Here is a 1122-nt window from a genome sequence, read left to right as displayed (position 1 = left end):
CTAGTCCATCGCGTCAGTGAATTGGCACCGGGCGAATTCGCCGCGATGGATCGTCGTACTTCCACTTGATTGGCTTGGGATTCTTGTTGTGTTGACGGATATAGCGCATCAGCTTGCGATCCAGGTCCTTCACCGAAGTGAAGACGCCTCGTGCGATCACATCGCGCTGAATGCGCGCAAACCAGTTCTCGACCTGATTGAGCCAGGACGTGTAGGTCGGCGTGTGGTGCATGTGGACGTTGGGGTGTTCGCTGAGGAAGTCGCGCACGCGCTCGGTCTTGTGACTGCTCACGTTATCGCAGATGACGTGGATTTCTTGCTCCGGTCGCTGACTGGCTACAACGTCAGTGAGGAAGGCTACGAACTGCTCACTGGTATGACGTGGCGCAGTCTTGCCGATCACCTCCCCGGTTGCCGTGTTGAGTGCGGCAAACAGGCTGAGCGTGCCGTTACGCTTGTATTCGAAGCCGTGGCTCTCGGCACGTCCTGGCGACAATGGCAGCATCCGATCCTTGCGATCCAGGGCCTGGATCGCGGTCTTCTCATCCACGCAGAACACCGCCGCATGCGCGGGCGGGTTCAGATACAGCCCGATCACGTCTGCAGCCTTCGTTTCGAAGTGGGGATCGTTGGAAATCATGTGCCGCTCCAACCTGTGCGGGCGCACGCCATGTTTGCGCCAGATGCGCTGCACGGTCGAGATGGACACGTCACCCAGCTCCGCGGCAAGCTTGTAGCTGCTCCAGTGTGTCGATCCGTCCGAGGGCTTGCGCTTGAGCGTGTAGCTCAGAACACGCGCCTCGAGTTTCTCAGGCGGCTGCATGGGCGCTCGTCCAGGATGGCGCGCGTACAAGCCCGCCAGCCGCTCCGCCAGAAACCGACTCGACCAACGCGAGATGAAACGCGAATCGCACCCCAGCCGCTCAATGATCGCGTCGCGCGATTCACCGTCTTCAAGCATCAGGATCAGCTTGGCCCGGCGCGCGTCGGCTGCCCGAATGGTTCGGCTGCGAGTCGCCGACAGCAATTGTTCACGCTCGAGCTCGGTCAGATTCATTTTTCCCATGCACCTGATCTAACCATAAATGGGGTGCTTTTTCAATGACGCACTGGACTAGCGAT

The 1122-nt window shown here is 59.5% G+C and carries 1 protein-coding gene; it reads right to left on the bottom strand.

All coding sequences use genetic code 11. From position 1 onward, the window contains the following. Positions 1–13: 13 nt before the first annotated feature. Positions 14–1066 (bottom strand): IS630 family transposase, encoded by a 1053-nt coding sequence (locus E1J61_RS35795; protein WP_243737113.1) that lies wholly within the window; start codon positions 1064–1066, stop codon positions 14–16. Positions 1067–1122 lie beyond the last annotated feature (56 nt).

The organism is Cupriavidus sp. L7L, assembly GCF_004353535.1.
Taxonomy (GTDB): Bacteria; Pseudomonadota; Gammaproteobacteria; order Burkholderiales; family Burkholderiaceae; genus Cupriavidus; species Cupriavidus oxalaticus_A.
This window is presented reverse-complemented; position numbering and strand designations above follow the sequence as displayed.

What these genes read in the sequence shown, in the direction of transcription:
- E1J61_RS35795 (WP_243737113.1), bottom strand. Translation starts at nt 1,066, where the DNA reads ATGGGAAAAATGAATCTGACCGAGCTCGAGCGTGAACAATTGCTGTCG.